The 18221-nt window shown below is 63.4% G+C and carries 18 protein-coding genes; 5 read left to right on the forward strand and 13 right to left on the reverse strand.

Going from position 1 to position 18221, the window contains the following annotated elements; translation table 11 throughout:
• From ABYW26_RS01360 to ABYW26_RS01390, 7 genes are all read right to left on the reverse strand, one after another.
• Positions 1 to 517 (reverse strand): mechanosensitive ion channel family protein (locus tag ABYW26_RS01360; protein WP_372602892.1); only part of this gene is annotated, 517 nt, incomplete at its 3' end.
• Complete coding sequence (locus ABYW26_RS01365; protein WP_372602894.1) at positions 508 to 792, reverse strand: 4a-hydroxytetrahydrobiopterin dehydratase; 285 nt, start codon at positions 790 to 792, stop codon at positions 508 to 510. The genes ABYW26_RS01365 and ABYW26_RS01360, both read right to left, overlap by 10 nt.
• A complete protein-coding gene (locus ABYW26_RS01370) occupies positions 789 to 1973 on the reverse strand; it encodes a GNAT family N-acetyltransferase (protein WP_372602896.1) in 1185 nt (394 codons plus the stop codon). The genes ABYW26_RS01365 and ABYW26_RS01370 overlap by 4 nt, the downstream gene beginning before the upstream one ends.
• 53 nt (positions 1974 to 2026) lie before the next feature.
• Entirely contained in the window at positions 2027 to 2797 is a 771-nt protein-coding gene (locus ABYW26_RS01375; RefSeq protein ID WP_372602897.1) for a glycerophosphodiester phosphodiesterase family protein, read from the reverse strand.
• Positions 2794 to 3258, reverse strand: a complete 465-nt coding sequence (locus ABYW26_RS01380) for a RidA family protein (protein WP_372602898.1) — start codon at positions 3256 to 3258, stop codon at positions 2794 to 2796. Before ABYW26_RS01380 ends, ABYW26_RS01375 begins: the two co-directional genes overlap by 4 nt.
• Positions 3259 to 3325: 67 nt before the next feature.
• Positions 3326 to 4621, reverse strand: coding sequence for an HlyD family type I secretion periplasmic adaptor subunit (locus ABYW26_RS01385; protein WP_372602899.1), 1296 nt, complete (start codon positions 4619 to 4621; stop codon positions 3326 to 3328).
• The gene (locus ABYW26_RS01390) at positions 4618 to 6354 is read right to left on the reverse strand and encodes a type I secretion system permease/ATPase (protein ID WP_372602901.1); all 1737 of its coding nucleotides are present in this window, start codon (positions 6352 to 6354) and stop codon (positions 4618 to 4620) included. The genes ABYW26_RS01385 and ABYW26_RS01390 overlap by 4 nt, the downstream gene beginning before the upstream one ends.
• Before the next feature lie 179 nt (positions 6355 to 6533).
• Between ABYW26_RS01390 and ABYW26_RS01395 the strand changes: the two genes are divergently transcribed.
• Both ABYW26_RS01395 and ABYW26_RS01400 read left to right on the forward strand, forming a co-directional pair.
• Positions 6534 to 7301 (forward strand): VacJ family lipoprotein, encoded by a 768-nt coding sequence (locus tag ABYW26_RS01395; RefSeq protein ID WP_372602903.1) that lies wholly within the window; start codon positions 6534 to 6536, stop codon positions 7299 to 7301.
• A 25-nt stretch (positions 7302 to 7326) separates the two neighbouring features.
• Positions 7327 to 7893, forward strand: coding sequence for a phospholipid-binding protein MlaC (locus tag ABYW26_RS01400; RefSeq protein WP_372602904.1), 567 nt, complete (start codon positions 7327 to 7329; stop codon positions 7891 to 7893).
• Here the strand turns inward: ABYW26_RS01400 and ABYW26_RS01405 are convergent, their stop codons facing one another.
• Positions 7894 to 10059: a transglycosylase domain-containing protein gene (locus tag ABYW26_RS01405; RefSeq protein ID WP_372602906.1), complete on the reverse strand. Its 2166-nt coding sequence runs from the start codon at positions 10057 to 10059 to the stop codon at positions 7894 to 7896. It lies immediately after the preceding gene.
• A gap of 260 nt (positions 10060 to 10319) precedes the next feature.
• Here ABYW26_RS01405 and ABYW26_RS01410 point away from each other — a divergent pair, with 260 nt between their 5' ends.
• Both ABYW26_RS01410 and ABYW26_RS01415 read left to right on the forward strand, forming a co-directional pair.
• Positions 10320 to 10658 carry a P-II family nitrogen regulator gene (locus ABYW26_RS01410; RefSeq protein ID WP_372602908.1) on the forward strand — a complete coding sequence of 113 codons (339 nt, stop codon included), beginning with the start codon at positions 10320 to 10322 and terminating at the stop codon, positions 10656 to 10658.
• Positions 10659 to 10685: 27 nt separating this feature from the next.
• Positions 10686 to 12011 carry an ammonium transporter gene (locus tag ABYW26_RS01415; protein WP_372602909.1) on the forward strand — a complete coding sequence of 442 codons (1326 nt, stop codon included), beginning with the start codon at positions 10686 to 10688 and terminating at the stop codon, positions 12009 to 12011.
• Between the two features lie 129 nt (positions 12012 to 12140).
• On the opposite strand, the gene ABYW26_RS01420 is transcribed toward ABYW26_RS01415, so the two are convergent.
• From ABYW26_RS01420 to dapA, 4 genes are all read right to left on the reverse strand, one after another.
• Positions 12141 to 13331 carry an aromatic amino acid transaminase gene (locus ABYW26_RS01420; RefSeq protein WP_372602910.1) on the reverse strand — a complete coding sequence of 397 codons (1191 nt, stop codon included), beginning with the start codon at positions 13329 to 13331 and terminating at the stop codon, positions 12141 to 12143.
• Positions 13328 to 14179: a 3-mercaptopyruvate sulfurtransferase gene (sseA, locus tag ABYW26_RS01425; protein ID WP_372602912.1), complete on the reverse strand. Its 852-nt coding sequence runs from the start codon at positions 14177 to 14179 to the stop codon at positions 13328 to 13330. Before sseA ends, ABYW26_RS01420 begins: the two co-directional genes overlap by 4 nt.
• A gap of 92 nt (positions 14180 to 14271) precedes the next feature.
• On the reverse strand, positions 14272 to 14748 hold the full coding sequence (gene smpB, locus ABYW26_RS01430) for an SsrA-binding protein SmpB (RefSeq protein ID WP_372602913.1): 477 nt from the start codon (positions 14746 to 14748) through the stop codon (positions 14272 to 14274).
• Positions 14749 to 14845: 97 nt separating this feature from the next.
• Complete coding sequence (gene dapA / locus ABYW26_RS01435; RefSeq protein WP_372602915.1) at positions 14846 to 15721, reverse strand: 4-hydroxy-tetrahydrodipicolinate synthase; 876 nt, start codon at positions 15719 to 15721, stop codon at positions 14846 to 14848.
• A 154-nt stretch (positions 15722 to 15875) separates the two neighbouring features.
• Between dapA and ABYW26_RS01440 the strand changes: the two genes are divergently transcribed.
• Positions 15876 to 17810, forward strand: a complete 1935-nt coding sequence (locus tag ABYW26_RS01440; protein WP_372602917.1) for a lytic transglycosylase domain-containing protein — start codon at positions 15876 to 15878, stop codon at positions 17808 to 17810.
• Positions 17811 to 17812: 2 nt separating this feature from the next.
• On the opposite strand, the gene mnmD is transcribed toward ABYW26_RS01440, so the two are convergent.
• The coding region (gene mnmD / locus ABYW26_RS01445; RefSeq protein WP_372602918.1) for a tRNA (5-methylaminomethyl-2-thiouridine)(34)-methyltransferase MnmD at positions 17813 to 18221 on the reverse strand (409 nt) is incomplete at its 5' end.

Below are 18221 nucleotides of genomic sequence, written 5' to 3' on the forward strand. Positions count from 1 at the left end.
TGGTGATCGCCGCGCCCCAGACATCGCCGTTCGGCACGATGATCTGCACGTTGTCGGGCGTGGTCAGTTCGGTAAAAAACAACGTGATCGCCGATACGGTGCCGGTTTGCCCGCCGGTTTGCACCACATCACCAACCTTGAACGGCCGAAAGCCGATCAGCATCACACCCGCCGCAAGGTTCGACAACGTGCCCTGCAACGCCAGCCCGATCGCCAGACCCGCCGCACCCAGCAGCGCCACAAGCGAGGTGGTCTCGATGCCAAAGCGGTTCAGGATAAAGATACCCGCCAGCAACAGGATCGCGTATTTGGACAGGCTGCCGAGGAACCGCATCAGGGTCACGTCAAAGCGCGGGTTCTTGTCCGGCAGGGCAGTGATCCGGCGCCGCACCCGCCCGCTAAGCCACAGCGCGACGATCAGAATGACGAAAGCCGAGACCACATTCAGGCCCAGTTCCAGAACCCACGGCAGGTTCTCTTTCACCACGGCCTCAAGGTCGGTCAGGGTTATTTCCATGAAAACAAATCCATTTTCTGTGCAAGTTCGACGTCTTTCACGGTCAGACCGCCCGCGTCATGGGTGGTTAACGTGACCTCGACCCGATTGTAAACATTCGACCAATCGGGGTGATGGTCCAGACGCTCGGCCACCAGGGCCACGCGGGTCATCCAGCCGAAAGCGGCGGAAAAATCGGCAAAGCGAAAGGTTTTGCTGATCGCGGCGGCATCGGGGGCAAGGCTCCAACCTGTTGCCAGCAGGTGGTCGATCTTGGCAAGCGTGTCTGGGGTCATTGATCGTGTCCTCCGGTTTTGCGGAACGGGCCATAGCTGGTCAGGATTTCGATATCCTCGCCTACGGCGGCGCGTTCGGCGGCAAGAAAGCGTTCGACCGCGTCCGACAGGCCCGGATCGGCGATCCAGTGCAGCGAATGGGTTTCCACCGGCAAATAGCCGCGCGCCAGCTTGTGTTCACCCTGCGCCCCGGCCTCGACCCGCGCAAGGCCGTGGGCGATGGCATAGTCGATGGCCTGATAATAGCAGGCCTCGAAATGCAGGCAGGGGTGATCCTCGACCGCGCCCCAATAGCGGCCGAACAGGGTGTCGCGCCCGATGAAATTCAGTGCCCCGGCGATGGGGATGCCGTCGCGCTCGGCCAGAACCAGCAGGATGTCGTCGCGCAGGGTCTGGTGCGCGATGTCAAAGAAGGCGCGGGTCAGATAGGGCGTGCCCCATTTGCGCGCGCCGGTGTCCTGATAGAACCGCCAGAACGCATCCCAATGCGCGGGCTGGATCTGATCGCCGGTCAGGGCGCGGAGGGTGCCGCCAAAGGCCTGCGCCGTGGCGCGTTCCTTGCGGATGGTCTTGCGCTTGCGCGAAGACAGCGCGGCAAGGAAATCGTCAAAGCTGGCGTAATCCGCGTTTTCCCAATGGTATTGCTGCCCGATGCGCGGCAGCAGCCCGATTTCCGCGCCCGCCTGGGCTTCATTTCCGGTGCAAAAGGTGATGTGCAGCGAGGACAGCCGATTGTTCGCCGTCAACTGCACCGCACCCTGCGCCAAGGCGGTGGGGGCGGTGGTCTCGAACCCCGGGCGGGCCAACAGGCGGCGTCCGGTGACCGGGGTAAAGGGCACGGCGATTTGCAGCTTGGGATAATAGCGCCCGCCAGCGCGCTCATAGGCGTTGGCCCAGCTGTGGTCGAAGATATATTCGCCCTGACTGTGCGATTTCACATAGGCCGGGGCGACGCCGATCACCTGATCCTGCACCCGCGCGACCAGATATTGCGGCGCCCAGCCGGTGCCCGGCCCGACCGAGCCGCTTTGCTCAAGCGCCAGCAGGAACCGATGGGTGGTGAACGGGTCAATCGGGCGGCCGCCGCCCGCGGCCTCGGGGCAGGCGCAGGCATCCCAATCCTGCGCCGAAACGGCGGCAAGGCTGGGAAAGACGCTGATTTCGACGGTGTGTTCCGGCATAGGCCCTGACTGTGTTGCGCTGTGTCTAATAGGTGGGCCGTCCGCAGGCCGGGTCAAGCGCCGGGCAGCGCGGCGGCATAGCCTTCGAACGTGATGTTATCCGCGACTTTGCGGGCTTCAGCTTCGGCCTGGGCCGAGCGCACTGTCCAGCACAGAACCGGGACCTTGCGCGATTTCAGCGCCGTAATGGCGGGATTGCCCAGATCGCTGACATTATGGCTGACAAAGCTGGCATCCACCGCGTCGAAATCAGGAATGTCGCGCAGGCGGTCGCGGGTGGCGGCGGGCAACAGCGGCCAGTCCTCGGCCCGATAGGCGCAGGTGGTCAGGCCGCGCGGGCGGTCGGGCACCAGCCCGGCCAGTGCCGCCACCGAAAACGGGTTGAACGACATCAGGGCCACGTCGCCCGCATAGCCGCGCAGGGCCTCGGCCACGGCGGTTTCCAGCGCGCCGATTGCCGGGCCCATGGCGCCGTCCTGATCCTTAAGCTCGACCAGCACCGGCACCCGGCCCGCGACCTGGGTCAGCACCTGCGACAGGGTTGGAATGCCGGATGCGCCTCCGGTCAGGGTCAGCGTGCCCAGATCACCGGCGCTGCGCTGGCTGACCGCGCCCGCCACGCCGGTCAGGCGCTTGAGGTCGTAATCGTGAAACACCATCGCCACCCCGTCGGACGAGGGCTGAACATCGACCTCGATCCCGTAACCGGCTTTGATCGCGGCGCGGATGGCCTCAAGCGAATTCTCGGGCCGTCCCTGCGCGCGGTCATGCAGGGCGCGATGCGCCAGCGGGATCGACAGAAAGGCCGGGGGCAGCGGGGTCATGCGATTTGAAAGATCGCTTCGATTTCGACCGCGACGCCAAACGGCAGCGATGCCGCGCTGACCGCCGAGCGCGAATGCCGCCCACGGTCGCCCAAGGCCTGAACAAGAAAGTCCGAAGCGCCGTTGATCACCTTGGGCTGGTCGCCGAATTCGGGTGTCGAGTTGACGAACCCGGTCAGTTTGACCACGCGCACCAGCCGTTCGATATCGCCGGCGCAGGCGGCTTTCAGTTGCGCCAGCAGGCTGATCGCACAAAGGCGGGCGGCGGCGGCACCGTCTTCGACCGTCATGTCCGCGCCCAGCTTGCCGGTCAGCATCTTGCCGTCGCTGGCCGGGATCTGCCCCGACACGAACACCAGATCGCCAACGGTGACATAGGGCACGTAATTGGCGGCGGGGGCCGGGGCGTCGGGCAGGGTGACGCCCAATTCGGCAAGGCGGGATTCGATCGGTCCGGGCATTTCGGGTCTCATTCGGTTGGGGTTGAGGTCACGCTAGCCGCGCCGGATCGCCGGGAAAACCGGAAAATCAGGTCTCGCGGAAGGCGCGGTTGAAATAATCGGCCAGCGGTTTCAGCAGATAGGCCAAAGGCGAGCGATCAGCGGTGCGCATAAAGGCCTCGACCGGCATGCCGGGCAGGATTTTCTTGTCGCCAAGCTTTGCCGCCTCGCCGGGGTCCAGCTCGATCTCGGCGCTGTAATAGCTGGCATTGGTGCGATCATCGGTAAAGGCGTCGGCCGAGATTTGCAGCACATGCCCGGTCAGTTGCGGGGTCGTGCGGCTGGCAAAGGCGGCAAAGCGCAGGCTGACCGGCTGGCCGACGAAAATCTCATCGACGTGGATCGGCTCGATCCGCACGTCGATCACCAGCGGCCGGTCCTGCGGGATCAGATACAGCACCGGGTCGGCGGCGCGGATCACCGCGCGTTCGGCAAAGACCGACAGGCCATAGACCACGCCCGACAGCGGCGCCCGGATTTCCAGCCGTGCCAGTTGCGCGCTGAGTGCGGTGCGGCGTTCGGCCAGTTCCAGTTCGCGATATTGCAGGTCGCGCAGGCGCGAGATTGCCTCTTCGCGGCGCGAGGTGCCCAGTTGCAGCATGGCGATGCCGATTTCGGTCATCCGGCCCCCGGCCTGTGCGGCATTCGCGGTCAATTCGCCGACCTGCCCCATCAGCCGCGCCTCTTCGCGTTGCAGCGACAACACGCGCGAAGACTGCGCCAGCCCCTTGTCCAGCAGGCTTTGCTGATCGGTCAGTTCCTGCTGGATCAGGTCAAGCTGACGCACCAGCGCTTGTTGCTGGGCGGTGATGCCGCGCACCTGATCGGCGATCTGGGCGCGTTGCTTTTCCAACTGTTCCAGCGCGCGGGCGTTGCTGTCGTTGCGGGCGGCGAACAGGCGGGTCTGGCCCTGAACCAGATCGGCAACCTCGGGGTTGGTCGCGGCGAGCTCAAGCAATTCGCGGTCGAAGGTCAGGGTCGTGCGGTCGTCTTGTTCAGCCTCAAGGCGGGCGCGACGGGCCATCAGTTCGAAAAGCTGGTTCTCGACGATGGTCAGTTCCGATTGCAATTGCGTCGGGTCCAGCTTGATCAGAACCTCGCCCGCCGACACCAGCTGACCCTCGCGGATCAGCACGGCCTGCACCACGCCGCCATCGGGGTGTTGCACCACCTGACGGTTCTGTTCGACCTGCACCCGGCCCGGCGCGACGATCGCCCCGGCGATGTTCGAGGTCACAGACCACAGGCCAAAACCGCCAACCAACAAGGCCAGGGCGACAAAGCCGATCAACAGCGGCGTCCGGGCCGACCATGACGGGGTCATGTGACGCCTCCTCCACCTTGGGCGCGCTGGATGTCGGCATGGTTGCGCACGGTGCTGCGCAGCACCTCGTCGCGCGGGCCAAAGGCCTTGGCCAGCCCGCCATCCAGCAGCAGCAACAGGTCGCATTCCTGAATCGCGGCCGGGCGGTGGGCCATGATCAGCACCGATTTTCCTTCGGATTTCATTTGCCGGATCGCAGCGTTCAGCGCCACCGAGCCATCATTGTCGAGGTTCGAATTCGGCTCGTCCAGCACCAGAATCGCCGGGTCGCCATACATCGCGCGGGCCAGACCGATGCGCTGCATCTGGCCGCCCGACAGCCGACCTCCGGTGGCGCTGACGCGGGTGTCATAGCCTTGGGGCAGGCGCAGGATCATGTCGTGGGCGGCGGCCTTTTTCGCGGCTTCGACCACTTTGGCGGCATCGGGTTGCGGCGCCAGCTTAGCGATGTTTTCCGCGATAGTGCCGTCGAACAGGCTGACCCGTTGCGGCAGATAGCCGATGTGCTGGCCCAGAATATCCGGGTCGTATTGGTCCAGCGTCGCGCCATCCAGCCGCACCCGACCCGCGGCGGGCCGCCACATGCCGGTCAGGGCGCGGGCCAGTGTCGATTTGCCGGCCCCCGAGGGGCCGATCACGCCGACCGCCTGACCGGGTTTGACGACAAAGCTGACCATGCGCAGCGCGGCCTGGGTTTCGCCGGGCGGGATCACCGTCAGTTGCTGAACTTCCAGCAGGGCTTTGGGTTTCGGTAACGAGGTGCGGGCCGGTTCTGTCGGGAAATCCTCAAGCAGCTTGCCCAGATCGGACCAGCCCTTGACCGCCGCCTGCAACAGCGTCCATTGGCCGATCACCTGCTCGACTGGGGCCAAGGCGCGGCCCAGCAGGATCGACGCTGCGATCATCGCGCCCGCCGTCATCTCGCCGCGCAGCACCAGCCACGCCCCCAGCGCCAGCATCGCCGATTGCAGGAACAGCCGGAAGGTTTTCGATACCGTGGTAAAGCCACCGGCCCGATCCTGCGTGCCGATCTGCGCCGCCAGCGCCCCTTGCCGCAGCGATTGCCAACGGCTCAGGGCCGCACCCTGCATCCCAAGGCTGCGCACAGTTTCGGCATCGGCGCGCAGGTGCTGCGCCAGAACGTCGGCGCGGGCGGCGGCCATCGCCGCCTCTTGCACCGAGGTGCGGGTGCGCATCTGGTTCAGCAGGGCCACACCGACCAGAACCGCGCCGCCCAGAATGGCCAGACTGCCCAGATAGGTGTGAAACACAAAGATCCCGGCCAGAAAGAACGGCGTAAAGGGAATGTCGAAGAACGACAGCATCACCGGCGAGCCGATCAGCCGCTGCACCGCGTCCAGATCGCGTTGCGGCGCCGAGGGTTTCTGATCGCGCTGCCCCATTGATGCCTGTTTCAGCGCCGCCGCGAACACCCGACCGTCCAGACCGCTTTGGAACCGGGCGGCGACACGCGCCATCACCCGGCCACGGGCGTAATCCAGCAGGCCCATCATCAGATACAGGAACGACACCAACACAAACAGCGCGGTCAGGGTTTCCTCGGACCGGCTGCCCAACACGCGGTCATAGACCTGAAGCATGAACAACGGCCCGATCAGCATCAGCATGTTGACGAACACACTGAACAAAAGCGCCGAGCCCAACAGCCGGTTCGAGCCGCGCCGCGCTGCGCGCAATTCAGCCAAGCCGGGCGTTATATCGGGTTTGTGCATTGCCAAGGTGCGCTGCTCTCTCATAATTTACCGACGATACCCCGACTATGTCACATCAGGGCCACATCCGCCGGGCAGAAATGTCGCGGTGCTCTGGGTTTCTGGATTCATATTACTATGTTGCGGGAAACTATGAAGTAACGCTTTAGATTGCCATTGTTTTTTGAAGGCAGCCCGGAATGCACGCACTAAGACCCATCGCTGTTTTGACTGTCGTCGCGACCTTGTCGGCCTGCGCGACTCCGCAGGGTGGTGGGGAATTCCCTGATCCCTATGAAGAGCAGAACCGTCAGGTCCACGAATTGAACGTGGCGCTGGACCGGGCGCTGGTCGGGCCTGCGTCGCAGGTTTACGGCGGGGTTATCCCTGCCCCGGTGCGGTTGGGCGTCACGAATTTCGCCTCGAACCTGACCCTGCCGGGCACGGTGGTCAACGATCTGCTGCAAGCCAAGATCGGGGATGCCTTTGCCAATACCGGACGCTTTGTTCTGAACACGGTCGCCGGTCTGGGCGGGATCTTTGACCCGGCCTCGGTCATCGGTCTGGACGAGCGCCGCACCGATTTCGGCGAAACCCTGCATGTCTGGGGCGTGGGCGAGGGCAATTATATCGAATTGCCGGTGCTTGGCCCGTCGACCGAACGCGATTTCGTCGGCATGCTTGTGGATTTCGCGATGAACCCCACATGGTTACTGCACCATCCCGAAAGCCATATCGCCACCGGCGTCGCGGTCACTGCCAAGCTGGGGCAGCGGTATCAATATTCGGATACGATCGATTCCATCCTGTATGAAAGCGCCGACAGCTATGCGCAGGCGCGGCTGTTGTATCTGCAAAGCCGCCGGTTCCAGTTGGGTGGTGACGACGAACTGACCTATTCCGATCCCTATTCGGATCCTTACGCCGACCCTTATGCCGATCCTTATGAGGCCACCGATGCCCAGTAACCCGTCTCGTCGTGTTTTTGTTCAAATGGCTATCGCCGCCGGTCTGGTTCCGCTTGCGGGTCCGGCGCTGGCGCTGACCACCGCTCAGGCCGAGGCGCTGATCGACAATCTGGTCGCGGATATCAATGCCGTGATCAACTCGGGCAAGAACGAAGCGGCGATGTATGTCGAATTCGAGCGCATTTTCCAGACCTATGCCGACGTGCCGATCATCGCGCAATCGGCGCTGGGCATTGCCGCCCGCAGCGCCTCGGCCGCGCAGATGCGGGCGTTTACCGTGGCGTTCCAAGGCTATATCTCGCGCAAATACGGCAAGCGGTTTCGCGAATTCATCGGCGGGCGGCTTGAGGTCAAGGGCGCCAAGGCGATCAAAAGTTTCCACGAGGTGAAAACCACGGCCTATCTGCAAGGCGAGGCACCGTTCGAGGTGACCTTCCTTGTCTCGGACAAAAGCGGCCGCGATCTGTTCTTCAACATGTTCATCGAAGGCGTGAACATGCTGGCCTCGGAACGGACCGAGATCGGCGCCATGCTGGACCGGAACCACGGCGATATCGACGCCCTGACCCGCGATCTGCGCACGGCTGGCTGATCAGCGGTTCCGCAGCAGCGACCGAAGCACGTCAATCAACGCCCGCTCGGCCTGACCGTCACGGCGGCGGCGCGAGTTGTTGTTCGGCACCTGGCGCGACGTATCCTGACCCGCTTCGACCTCGGCCGGAATATCCATCGGCAGCGGCCGGGGCGGCAGGCCCTCGGTCACGCGCAGCATGGTTTCGCGCCATATCTCGGCAGGCAGGCCACCGCCGGTGACACCTTTCAGCGGCGTGTTGTCGTCATAGCCCATCCAGACACCGGTGACATATTCGGCGGTAAAGCCGATGAACCACGCGTCGCGCGCCGCTTGTGTGGTGCCAGTCTTGCCCGCGACCTGACGATCCGGCAGCTTGGCCCGCTGGCCCGAGCCGCGCTCGACCACCTGCGTCATCATATAGGTCAGGCTGCGGGCGGCTTTTTCCGAGATCACCCGCTCGCCCATGCCGCCTTCTTGTCCGATCAGCGGTGTGTTGTCGCCTTGCAAGCGCAATTCAGTCAGGCCATAGGGCGTGACGCTGAGGCCGCCGTTCAGGATGCCGGCATAAGCGCCGGTCATCTCGATCAGGGTCGATTCCGACGCACCAAGCGCCAGCGCCGGCCCAACGGCCAAATCGCTTTTGATGCCGAAATCGGCGGCGATCTTGCGGACGTTTTCACGGCCCACCGATTCAGACACCCGGATCGCCGGAATGTTCAGCGATTGCGCAAGGGCTTCGGTCAGGGTGACGCGGCCATAGAATTTGCTGGTATAGTTCTTGGGCGTGTACGGCCCCGAGCCGGGAACATCGATGGTGATCGGTTCGTCCACCACGGTGGCATTCGGGGTAAAGCCCAGATCCAGCGCCGCCGCATAGACGAACGGCTTGAACGCCGACCCGGTTTGCCGCAGCGCCATGGTCGCGCGGTTGAACGCGCCGGAAACCTTGGTCTGGCGCCCGCCGACCATCGCCCGCACCGCGCCATCGGCGGACATCACGATAATCGCGACCTCAGCCTTGGAGCCCTCTTTGACCTTGTTCTCGAAAATATAGGCCAGCGCGTCTTCGGCGGCGGTTTGCAGGCGCGGGTCAAAGGTGGTGCGGATGATCACGTCTTCGGTGGTGTCGCGGGTCAGGAAGGACGGCCCGGCCTCCATCACCCAATCGGCGAAATAGCCTCCGGCGCGGGCAGCGGCGGCTTCGGACAACTGGGCCGGATGCGCGCGCGAGAAATCGGCCTGGGCCGGGGTCAGGTATTTCTGTTCTTCCATCAGGCCGATGATCAGGTTGGCCCGGTCCTGTGCGCGCTTCAGGTTGCTGGTCGGCGCATAGGTTGACGGCGCTTTCAGCAGCCCGGCCAGCATCGCCGCTTCCGAGGCGTTCACCTGATTGGCGGATTTGCCGAAATAGCGCTGGCTGGCGGCCTCGAACCCACGTGCCCCGGCGCCCAGATAGGCGCGGTTCAGATAGATCGTCAGGATTTCGTCCTTGCTGTAACGCAGCTCCATCGCCAGCGCATAGACCGCCTCTTTCAGCTTGCGTTGCAGGGTGCTGCGGCGGCAGTCGGCCTCATAGGCACTTTCGGATTTCCAGCGGTCAGCGTCATAGGGAACGCCAAGGCACAACAGCTTGGCGGTTTGCTGGGTGATGGTCGAGCCACCGTTGCCCGACAGCGGCCCCCGGCCTTCGCGCAGGTTGATGCGGACGGCGCTGGCAACGCCGCGCGGGCTGACGCCGAAATGGTGGTAAAAGCGTTTGTCCTCGGTGGCGACCACGGCATTCTTCAGCACCGGCGCGACCGTGTTGGTGGTGATCTGACCGCCGAACTGATCGCCGCGCCACGCAAAAATATCGCCATCGCGATCCAGCAACGTGACCGAGCCACGGGTGCGGCCATCCAGCATCTCAGACACCGGAGGCAGGCCCATGGCAAAAAATCCCACGGCCAGCGCAAGAAGAATCACCACGACAAGGCCGACTCGCCAAGTTGCGGTCCAGATCAGATGACCGATCCAGCCGAAAAGGCGGCGAACCATGCCAACAAAACCTTTGCGTTGCGGCGCTGCTTTGCGTTTCCGCGCCGGTTTCGCTGGTTTTTTAGGCTTTTTCGCCGTTTTTGCCTTGGCCCGCGTCGGCCGCCTTTCGGCGACGAGTGGGGGTCTGCGTCCGCCTGTGTTACCCATGTAACTACCGATACGTTAACTGCTCGTTCCTAATAGTTAGTTTACCTTGGCCCGGATGTTTAGGCAGGGAATGCCCTGTTTATGCCTTTATATTTCGCACAAAAAATAATCAAAGCCCCCAATTTGTGCAAAAATTGTGCATGTCTTTTGGTTTTGCCCCTATTCAGGCTGGTCAGAATTCTTGTGCGGATGCAGCAAAACAGCCCTTCTTGCCCGGTGAAATCCCCGCAGGGTGACCTGCCAACCGGAAGGGTAATGACGTGAAATTGATCATTGCAGCAATCAAGCCGTTCAAGCTGGAGGAGGTCCGGGAAGCCCTGACCTCGATCGGTGTGCGCGGCATGATGGTGACCGAGATTAAAGGCTTTGGCTCGCAGTCCGGCCACACCGAAATCTACCGCGGCGCTGAATATGCCGTGAACTTCGTCCCGAAAGTGAAACTTGAGATCGTTGTGTCGGACGCCATGGCCGACCAGGTGGTCGATACGATCACCAGCACTGCCAAAACCGACAAGATCGGCGACGGCAAGATCTTTGTTCTGGACGTCAATCAGGCCGTTCGTGTTCGCACGGGCGAGAGCAATGAAGACGCGCTGTAATCGCGACGCAAGAAGGAATGCAATGAAATGAAAAACCTGTCGAAATTTGGTCTGGCTGCGGCGCTGATGGCGCTGCCCAGCGTCGGCCTGGCGCAAGACGCCACCGAAGTGATGGAAAAGGGCGACGTCGCGTGGATGATGACCGCGACGCTGCTGGTTCTGTTCATGATTATCCCGGGTCTGGCCCTGTTCTACGGTGGTCTGGTTCGCTCGAAAAACATGCTGTCGGTCCTGATGCAGACCACCTCGATCGCGGCCATGGTCATGGTGATCTGGGTTCTTTGGGGCTATTCGTTCGCCTTCGGCGGCGGCACCAGCCCGTTCTGGGGCGGCATGGGCAAAGTGTTCCTGTCCGGCGTGTCGATGGACTCGATGGCGGCCACCTTTACCGATGGCATCGTTATCCCGGAATTCCTGTTCATTGCCTTCCAGATGACCTTTGCGGCCATCACCCCGGCGCTGATCATCGGTGCCTTTGCTGAGCGCGTGAAATTCGGCGCGCTGATGGTGTTCACGGCCCTGTGGGTGACGCTGGTCTACTTCCCGATCGCACACATGGTTTGGGACGGCGCTGGCCTGATCTTCAACCTTGGTGGCGGCGTCGGCGCGATCGACTTTGCCGGTGGCACCGTGGTTCACATCAACGCTGGTATTGCTGCGCTGGTCGGCTGCCTTGTGATCGGTCCGCGTGTTGGCTTTGGTAAAGAGAACATGGCTCCGCACTCGATGACCCTGACGCTTGTTGGCGCGGCCATCCTGTGGGTTGGCTGGTTCGGCTTCAACGCTGGTTCGAACCTCGAAGCCAACGGTGGCGCTGCTCTGGCGATGATCAACACCTTCGTTGCGACCGCTGCTGCGATCCTGGCCTGGAACATCATCGAGAAATTCACCCGCAAGCATTCGTCGATGCTGGGTGCGGCCTCGGGTATGGTTGCCGGTCTGGTTGCGATCACCCCCGCTTGTGGCACGGTTGGCCCGGTTGGCGCGATCTTCCTCGGCGCTCTGGCTTCGGTTATCTGCTACTTCTTCGTGGCCGTCGTGAAATCGAAGTTCGGCTATGACGACAGCCTGGACGTGTTCGGCATCCACGGCATCGGCGGCATCATCGGCGCTGTCGGCACCGGCTTCCTGTCGGCTGAATCGCTGGGCGGCACCGGTGTGTGGGCTGACACGGTTCGCGCACAGGTCATGATCCAGATCGAAGCTGTGCTGATCACCATCGTCTGGAGCGGCGTGATCTCGTTCATCCTGTTCAAAGTTGTAGATGTGCTGATGGGTCTGCGCGTCGAAGAACAGGAAGAGCGTCAAGGTCTGGACCAAACCAGCCACGGCGAATCGGCCTACAACAGCTGATCCAAATCCGGATCACCCTGATCCAGAACCCGGGCGTTCGCGCCCGGGTTTTTTGTTGGGAAACACCCGAAAGCGCGGCGCGCGTGGGCGCGGTTGGATTTGAGTATTTAGACCAAGAAAAAGATGCGGTCAGAGCCCGGCGGCAACGATGGTGCGGGCCACGGCGGGAACCGCGTCTTTGGTCAGCCCGGCGATGTTGATCCGGCTGTCCCCGATCATATAAAGCCCAAATTCGTCGCGCATGGTGGCGACCTGTTCGGGGCTGGCGCCAAGGCGCGAGAACATGCCGCGATGCTGGGCGATAAAGCCGAAGCGATCCGAGCCGGTGAGGCGGCGCAGTTCCTGAGTCAGCAACCCGCGCAGGGTGACCATGCCGCTGCGCATTTGCTCCAGTTCGTCCATCCACAGGCGGCGCAGGTCGGGATCGTTCAGGATCATCGTCACCAGCCGCGCACCATGATCGGGCGGGAAGCTGTAGGTCATGCGGTTAAGGTTGGTAAGGTTGCCCTGAGCGCGGGTCTGATCAGCGGCATCGCCAAGCGCCAGCAGCACCCCGGCGCGTTCGCGGTAGAGGCCGAAATTCTTGGAACAACTGGCGGCGATCAGGACTTCGGGGCAGGTTTCAGCGATCAGGCGGGTCGGTGCGGCGTCGGCCTCGACCCCGTCGCCAAAGCCCTGATAGGCCAGATCGACCAGCGGCAGCGCGCCGCGATCGGCCAACAGGTGGGCCAGTTCACGCCAGTCCTCCGGGGTCAGGTCCGCGCCGGTCGGGTTGTGGCAGCAGCCATGCAGCAGCACCACGTCGCCGGGCCTGAGGTCGGACAGGCTATGCGTGAGCGCGGCGAAATCAACGGCGCGGGTTTCCGGGTTGAAATAGGCGTATTCCAGCATGGTTATGCGCTGGTAGCCGATCATCGCAGTGTGATTGGCCCAGGTTGGCGACGGCACCCAGATGCGTGCGTCGGGGTGGGCGCGGCGGATCAATTGCAGCGCGATATTGACCGCGCCAGACCCGCCGACTGTGCCGGCTGCGGCAATACGGTGCAGCGGGGCGTCGGCGCCGAGGATCAGCTTGGCCATGGCCTGATGAAAGGCCGGGTCGCCTTCGAGTGCGACATAGGATTTCGTGGTCTCGGCCTGCAAAAGCCGGGTTTCGGCCTGTTTGACCGCCTGCATGATCGGGGTTTCGCCCGCGGCATTGCGATAGACGCCGACGCCCAGATCGATCTTGTCCGGGCGCGGATCATCGCGGAATTGAGCCATCAGTTGAATGATAAAGTCAGGCGCCTGTTCGGGCAGGTCTGACAGATAGCGGGTCATCCCTTGGCGACTTTCAGATCGCTGAACATGCCCCATTCCGCCCACGAGCCATCATAGACCGCATGGTTCGGCTGGCCCATCCGCTCCAGCGCAAGGCTGAGCATGGCGGCGGTCACGCCCGAGCCGCAGGTGGTGATCGCCGGTTTCGAGATATCGACACCGGCGCCTGAGAACAGCGATTTCAGATCGGTGACCGTTTTCATCGTGCCATCGGCGTTCAGCAGGCTGGAGAACGGCACGTTCTTCGAGTTCGGAATATGGCCCGAGCGCAGGCCGGGGCGGGGCTCTTCAACCTCGCCGCGGAACCGTTCGGCGGGGCGAGCGTCGATGATTTCATAATCGCCCAGCTTCGAGGCGGCGGCGACCTGGGTCACGTCCTTGATCAGGCTGGCCTGACGGCGCACCGTCATGTGGCGGTCCTTAACCATCGGCGGCATGTCTTCGACCGGGCGGCCTTCGGCCTGCCATTTCGGGAAACCGCCATCCAGAACCGCAACATCGGTCTTGCCCATCAGGCGGAAGGTCCACCACACGCGCGGCGCCGAGAACATGCCCGCGCCGTCATAGATCACCACCTGATGGCCGTCACCGACGCCCATCGCGCGCATCCGGCTCATGAATTTTTCCACCGGGGGCGCCATATGCGGCAGTTCCGAGCGCTGATCGGAAATCTCGTCGATATCAAAGAACCGGGCGCCGGGGATATGCGCGGCGTCATATTCGGCGCGGGCATTGCGATCCGAATCCGGCATATACCACGAGGCATCCAGAATCCGCAGATCGGGGTCGTGCAAATGCGCCGCCAGCCAGTCGGTCGAAACAAGCGTTTGCGGATCGTCAATGAGCATATTGGCCTCCGGTGTGTGCTATCTGAACCTGATTAAAGCCGGGCGTCCGATGTGGCAAGCACTGTGGCGGATTCACCGGGAAGACCTAAGGACTAGTCGCCGTGCCGCAGCAGGCGGGCCTTTTGCCGCTGCCAGTCGCGCTTGGCCTCGGTTTCGCGCTTGTCCTGGTTCTTTTTGCCTTTGGCGATGCCGATCTTCAGCTTCACGACGCCCTTGTGGTTGAAATACATGACCAGCGGCACAAGGGTCATACCCTGACGCTGGGTGGCATTCCACAGGCGCGACAATTCCTTGCGTGACACCAGCAGCTTGCGCTTGCGGCGTTCCTCGTGGCCCCATGTCTTGGCCTGTTCATAGGGCGCGATATAGCTGTTGATCAGCCACAGTTCGCCATCTTCGACCGAGGCATAGCTTTCAGCGATATTGGACGAGTTCTGGCGCAGCGATTTGACCTCGGACCCTTGCAGCATGATGCCGCATTCAAGGTCGTCCTCGATCGCGTAATCGTAACGCGCCCGCCGGTTTTCGGCGATGATCTTGTAATTGGGGTCAGACTTAGCATTGGCCATGGTGCGGCTTTATATGGTGTGCGGCGGGGGCGTGCCAAGGGGCAAAGAAAAGGGCCGCCCGGAACGAGCGGCCCGTTATCGTGTTCTGGTGCCGGTCTTAGTCCAGCAGGCCGGCGTGGCGCATGGCCGCGTCGATCCGGGCGGCGGTGGCCTCGGTCACCGTGGTCAGCGGCGAACGCACCGAGTTTTCGATCCGGCCCAGACGCGACAGCGCATATTTCGCGCCCGCAACCCCCGGTTCAAGGAAGATCGCGATATGCAGCGGCATCAGCCGGTCCTGAATTTCCAGCGCCTTGGCATAGTCGCCTTGGGCCATCGCGTTTTGCAGGCTGGCGCACAGCGCCGGCGCCACGTTGGCGGTGACCGAGATACAGCCGACGCCGCCTTGGGCGTTGAACCCGTGGGCCGTGGCGTCTTCGCCCGAGACCTGAATGAAATCCGGGCCGCAGGTGATGCGTTGATGACAGACGCGGGCCAGATCGCCGGTGGCATCCTTGACGCCGATGATCCGCGGCAGTTTCGCCAGTTCACCCATCGTTGCCGGGGTCATATCCACGACCGAGCGGCCGGGGATGTTATAGATCACGATCGGCAATTCGCAGCAGTCATGCGCGGCGGTAAAATGCGCGATCAGCCCGGCTTGGGTGGGCTTGTTGTAATAAGGCGTCACGATCAGCGCCGCATCGGCACCGACCGAATGGGCGTGCTGCATTAGCGCGATGGTTTCAGCGGTGTTGTTCGACCCGGCCCCGGCAATCACCGGCACGCGGCCAGCGGCGGTTTTGACCACGGTTTCAACCACGGCTTCGTGCTCGGCATGGCTCAGGGTCGGGCTTTCGCCCGTGGTGCCGACGGGCACAAGACCGGTCGAGCCTTGCTCGATCTGCCAATCAACCAGCGCCTTCAGCGCATCGTGATCCACAGCGCCGTTCTTGAACGGCGTCACCAGGGCTGGAATGGACCCTCTGATCATGACACGCTTCCTCCTGTGCTCAGGTATGCTGGGCTGAGTCGCCCGTTTCAAACGCGGCGGACCCTATCCCGGGCCGCTCGTGTTGCCAAGTTTGTGTGTTGAGCCTGATAGGGCGAAGTGCGAGATTTGGCAAACTATCCTTACGGAAAAAATCATGCGGTTGGTCTTGTCAGTGTGTCTGGGTGCGAGTTTGGCCCTGTGGTCGGGTTTGCCAGCCCGGTCCGAGCCGGTTCTGGTCGATATCATGCAGGCCGTCCGGGCCGACGAATGGGACAAGGCGCGCATTCTGGCCCGGCCTCAGGGGCAGATCGCCCTGGACATCGTCGATTGGCGGGCGTTGCGGGCCGGGCAAGGGGTGTTCGACGACTATCTGCGGTTTTTGTCGCGCAATCCTGACTGGCCGGGGCTGGACCGGGTGCGCGCGCAGGGCGAGGGATTGATTCCCGACGGTGCCGCGCCTGCCGATGTGATCCGGTTCTTCGCCGATGCCGCACCGCTGACCGGACAGGGCGGCGTGCGGCTGGCGCTGGCGCTGGCGGCGACGGGGCGCATGGGCGAGGCTCAGGCGCAGGCGGCGCTGACATGGGTCAGCCTGCCGTTGTCCGAGACTGATCAATCGCGCCTGCTGGCGGCCTTTGGCCCGCAGTTGAAACCACTGTCTCAGACCCGGCTGGACACGATGCTGTGGCGGGGCGAAACCGGCGCGGCGCGGCTGATGCTGCCCTTGGTCGATGACGGCTGGCGCAAACTGGCCGAGGCGCGTCTGGCGCTGCGCGGCTCGGAACCCGGTGTCGATACGCGGATCGCGGCGGTGCCTGCGGCGCTGGCGGACGATCCGGGGCTGGCTTATGAGCGATTCCTGTGGCGGCTGCGCAAGGGCCGCGATGCCGATGCGGCGGTGCTGCTGGACGAACGCAGCCTCAGCGCCGCGTCGCTGGGCCTGCCGGAAAAATGGGCCGGGCGGCGGCACGATCTGGCCCGCGCCATGATGCGCGACGGTCAGGTCGAGCTGGCCTACCGTCTGGCGGCCAATCATTATGTCGTCGATGGCTCCAGCTATGCCGAACTGGAATGGCTGGCGGGGTTCATCGCCCTGCGGCAATTGAACGAACCTGCCGTCGCCCTGAGCCATTTCCAACGGTTCGAAACCGCTGTCGATACGCCGATCAGTCTGGGCCGCGCCGGATATTGGCAGGGCCGCGCCTATGAGGCCTTGGGGCAGATGCCCGAGGCACAGGCCGCCTATGCCAAGGGCGCGGTGCATCAGACCAGCTTTTACGGACAGCTAGCGGCGGAGAAAGCCGGCGTCGCCATGGACCCGGCCTTGACCGGGCGCGAGGTCTATCCCGATTGGACCAGCGCCGGTTTCGCCGGGTCGTCGGTGCTGAAGGCGGGGGTGATGCTGGCGCAGGCGGGCGAGCGTAACCTTGCGGAATGGTTCCTGACCCATCTGGCGGAAACCGCCGGGCCGGTCGGTCAGGCGCAATTGGCCGGTCTGGCGCTGGCGATCGACGAGCCGCATCTTGCGCTGCGCATTGCCAAGCTGGCCGCCGGTCAGGGCACGGTCCTGCCGCGCGCCTATTTCCCGGTGACCGAGATCGCCAAGACAAGGCACCCCGTGCCGCCCGAACTGATGCTGTCCATCGCCCGCCGCGAAAGCGAATTCGACCCCGGCGTCAGCAGCGGCGCCGGTGCGCGCGGCCTGATGCAACTGATGCCGGGCACGGCCAAGGCGATGGCCAAGGTGCTTGAGATCGACTATGCGCCCGGCGCCCTGCTCAGCGATCCGGGCTATAACGCCCGGTTGGGCGGCGCCTATCTGGCCAAGATGGTCGAGGAATTCGGCGCGAATTACGTGCTGGTCGCCGCCGCCTATAACGCCGGTCCCAGCCGCGCCCGGCGCTGGATCAACGACCGTGGCGATCCGCGTTCGGCCGGGGTCGATGTGGTGGATTGGATCGAAAGCATCCCGTTCGACGAAACCCGGAATTACGTGATGCGGGTGACGGAATCGATCACGGTCTATCAGGCGCGCCTGAAAGGCGAACCGGTCAAGATCGAGCTGACAAAGATGCTGAAGGCCCAATAGGCTTAGCCCGGTTTGCGGGCGACGCTCATATGCCGCTTGCGGCCAAAGCCGGACTGGCGGCTGACCTCAAACCCGGCTTCGGCCAGCGCCCGGCGCACGTGGCCCGCAGCAGTATATGTCGCGGCGGTGCCGCCCGGCGCGGTGTGCTGGCCAACGGCGGCCAGCAATTCGGGCGACCACAATTCCGGGTTCTTGGCCGGTGAAAACCCGTCCAGAAACCACGCATCGGCCTGACCTTGCCACGCGGGCAGGGTTTCGCGGGCGTCGCCCAAAATCACAGTGACCTGCAACCCGCCCAAATCGAACTGCGTTTCGCCCGCGCCCCATGCGCTGAGAAACGGGTCGGCGATGGCGCGGGCCTGAGGAAAGCCGGTCAGGGCGCGCTCGATCTCGGCGGCCTGCATCGGGAAA

The sequence above is a fragment of the Actibacterium sp. genome (assembly GCF_041584535.1).
Lineage (GTDB): Bacteria > Pseudomonadota > Alphaproteobacteria > Rhodobacterales > Rhodobacteraceae > Actibacterium_D.